The organism is Streptomyces sp. FH025 (assembly GCF_017427025.1).
Classification (GTDB): Bacteria; Actinomycetota; Actinomycetes; order Streptomycetales; family Streptomycetaceae; genus Kitasatospora.
In genome coordinates this window covers 1-3,067 of the sequence record NZ_JAFLNG010000817.1, presented here as the reverse complement: position 1 = coordinate 3,067, position 3,067 = coordinate 1, and the positions used below count along the sequence as shown (strand labels likewise).

Below are 3,067 nucleotides of genomic sequence, written 5' to 3'. Positions count from 1 at the left end.
ATCTACGAGGAGTCCTCCGCGCAGGACGGGCGGCGGGTGCTCGTCGACCGGGTCTGGCCGCGCGGGGTGCGCAAGGAGGACGCCCACCTGGACGAGTGGCTGCGGGACGTGGCGCCGTCCACCGAACTGCGGCAGTGGTACGGGCACGAGCCGAGCCGCTTCGCCGAGTTCCGCCGCCGCTACCGTGCCGAACTGCGGGACGCCGGGCACCGCGAGGCGGCCGGGCACCTGCGCGACCTCGCCGCGCACGGTGGGGTGACGCTGCTGACCGCCACCAAGGACGTCGACCACAGCCAGGCCGCCGTCCTCGCCGAGTGGCTGGCAGCGGCGAAGTAACGGAACCGGCCCCCGTCACGGCTCGGGGCCGCGCAGTTCGCCCAGCACCGCCCAGGCCACCGACACCACCGGCACCGCCACCACCGCGCCCAGCACCCCGGCCAGGACGGCGCCGCCGATCACCGACAGGGCCACCGCCACCGGGTGGATCCGGACCGACCAGCCGAGCACCAGCGGGTGCAGCAGATGGCCCTCCAGCTGGCCGATGACCACGATCAGAGCGAGCACCAGCAGGGCGATCAGCGGGCCCCGGGCAGCCAGGGCGACCAGCGAGGCGATGGCCAGCGCGATCGGCGAGCCGACCAGCGGGATGAGCGCCGCGACGAACTCCAGCACCATCAGCGGCAGCACCAGCGGCACCCGCAGGACGGCCAGCGCGATGCCGACCAGGGCGGCGTTGGTCGCCGCCACGATCAGGATGCCACGCGTGTAGCCGGCGAAGGTGCGCCAGGCGGCGAGCCCCGCGCGGTCCCACACCGGGCGTACCCGGGCCGGGAGTTGGCGCTGCGCCCAGCACCACATCCGGTCACCGGAGTGCAGGAAGAACACCGAGCAGAACATCGCGAGGGCGAGGCCGGTGAGGAGTTCGACGACGGTACTGGCGCCGCTGAGCGCGGTGTTGAGCAGCGTGGAGCGGTGGGCGGAGACGAACTCGCCGATCTTGGACCGCAGGCCGGTGACGGTGCCCGGTCTCAGGTGGAAGGGCGCCCCGGTCAACCAGTGCTCGATCCGGGTGACGCCGCCGCGCAGTTCGGCGCCCAGCCGGTTCCACTCGTCGGCGACGGTCGTCCCGACCAGGGTGAGCACCCCGCCGACCAGCACCACCGCGCAGAGGAAGGCGAACAGGACGGCGAGCGGGCGGGGCACCGACTGGGCCAGCAGGTCGACGAACGGCCGCAGCACCGAGGTGATGACCAGCGCCAGGAACACGGCGACGAGCGGCAGTTGGAGGTGGGTGAGCACCGAGACGGAGAGGTACGCGGCCACCCCGAGGACGAGCAGCCGCCAGGCGTACCCGGCCGCGGTCCGCAGCCCGAGCGGTACCCGTTCCTCCGAGGCGCCGGGGCGGGCCCGGAGGCGGGCCCGGCGTGCGGCCGCTCGGGGGTGCCGGTCCGGTCCGGCGCGATTCACTCCCACGGGCCGCCTCCCTGGCTGTGGCCGGCTGTCGTCCTACGGCTGTCGTCGTGCATCTGTCGTCGTGCATCTGTCGTCGTGCCGCTGTCGTCATGCTGCTCTCGTCATGCGGCCCGGAGGTCCGTCAGCGCGTCCTTGGACAGGCTGACCCGGACCAGCGCGGCGGCCAGCCGGGCGTGCTCCTCCGGCGGGACCAGGCCGCCGAGGCCCCGGGGCGTGTGCGGCAGCCCGAGGTCACGGGCGGCCCGGCAGGCCCGGTCGTCGAAGTACGGGCGCAGCCAGGGCCACACCGCCTGGACCTCCCGGCAGAAGATGCCCGCGCCGACCGGGCCGATCCGCGGGACCTCCCGCAGGAGGTCCCGCAGGACGCCCGGGTCGCCGTCGGCCTCGTCCCGCATCCGGCGGAGGTCGCCGTGCCAGCGGTCGAGGACCAGCCGCGCCCCGGTGCCGAGGGCGGTCGCGGTGCTCTCGTCGTACCGGACGTAGTGGGCTCTGCCCAGTGCGTCCACCCGGTCCTGCCAGGTGGAGTCGGCCATCTCCCGTGGTGTCCGGAATCCGGCGGCGGACAGCTCCCGGGCCGCCGCGGTGGCGATGCCGGCGCTGATCCTGACCGAGCAGAGGACGGTGAGGACCAGCAGCCGGTACAGCGGCGAGGGCTGGTCGCGCAGCGTGATCCCGGCCTCCTCGGCGTACGTCCGGCCGTGTTCGGACAGCAGCCTGGCGGTGATCGCGTCGACGGTCATCGCCAGGCGCCTCCCATCGTGTACGCCCCTTCCCTCGGCTAACGGTCGGCCGCCGCCAGCGTCTCGCGGACGGTGACCAGGCAGGGGTCGCAGTAGCGGTCCGGCAGTGTCGGGCCGCTGCCGTCGGCCGCGGGTGTGATGCGTTGGGAAGGTTCGAGGAACCGCCCGCAGAGTGAGGACGTCGAACCGTCCTTCGCCATGACGTGCCACACCACTGCGGGCGGGGATATTGCCGGGTCGTGCTCGGCCCACATCTCGTACACGGGACTACCTCCGGATCGCCGGGGTTCGGTCACTCCCATGCAAGCCCGGGGGCCCGGGAACGGCCACCTGGCCGAGCCCGGTGGGATGGTTGTGCCGACAGCGGCCGTCGGTTCCCCCTTTCGGGGGACGCCTGCGCGGGCTGGTGGCAGGGCTGCTGGGGCCACCACCTGCGGGTCGGCGGCTGAGCGGCGGCGCGGGGGTTCCCGGGTTCTAGCATGGTCGGTATGTACGACGACGGTCTGGTGGCGTGCACCGAGCGGGAACTGGTCATCCGCCATTACTACTTCCCGATCGCGACTGCCAAGCGCATCCCGTACGGGCAGATCCGCGGGCTGCGACGGGTGCCGCTGACGCCGGTCAGGGGGCGGTGGCGGATCTGGGGCTCCGGGGACTTCACGCACTACTACAACCTCGACCCGGGGCGCCCGCACAAGGACGTCGCCTTCGTGGTCGACCTCGCCGGGCGGATCAAGCCGGTGATCACCCCGGACGACCCGGAGAGCCTGATCGCGGCGCTGGCCACGCACGGGATCACCGTCACCGGGGCGGCGGACCAGGCCTGATCAGCCCTGATCAGGCCCGATCAGGGC

The 3,067-nt window shown here is 73.4% G+C and carries 5 protein-coding genes; 2 read left to right on the top strand and 3 right to left on the bottom strand.

What is annotated here, in order from left to right; all coding sequences use genetic code 11:
* Window positions 1–336: DUF488 domain-containing protein (locus J0670_RS34330; RefSeq protein ID WP_243437932.1), on the top strand; the 336-nt coding region annotated here is incomplete at its 5' end.
* A 15-nt stretch (window positions 337–351) separates the two neighbouring features.
* Here J0670_RS34330 and J0670_RS34325 read toward each other — a convergent pair.
* From J0670_RS34325 to J0670_RS34315, 3 genes are all read right to left on the bottom strand, one after another.
* A complete protein-coding gene (locus J0670_RS34325; RefSeq protein WP_207816290.1) occupies window positions 352–1,473 on the bottom strand; it encodes an AI-2E family transporter in 1,122 nt (373 codons plus the stop codon).
* A 101-nt stretch (window positions 1,474–1,574) separates the two neighbouring features.
* Entirely contained in the window at window positions 1,575–2,213 is a 639-nt protein-coding gene (locus J0670_RS34320) for an endonuclease (protein WP_207816289.1), read from the bottom strand.
* 38 nt (window positions 2,214–2,251) lie between these two features.
* The gene (locus J0670_RS34315; protein WP_207816287.1) at window positions 2,252–2,476 is read right to left on the bottom strand and encodes a hypothetical protein; all 225 of its coding nucleotides are present in this window, start codon (window positions 2,474–2,476) and stop codon (window positions 2,252–2,254) included.
* 225 nt (window positions 2,477–2,701) lie between these two features.
* Between J0670_RS34315 and J0670_RS34310 the strand changes: the two genes are divergently transcribed.
* The gene (locus J0670_RS34310) at window positions 2,702–3,040 is read left to right on the top strand and encodes a hypothetical protein (protein ID WP_207816285.1); all 339 of its coding nucleotides are present in this window, start codon (window positions 2,702–2,704) and stop codon (window positions 3,038–3,040) included.
* The last annotated feature ends 27 nt before the right edge of the window (window positions 3,041–3,067 follow it).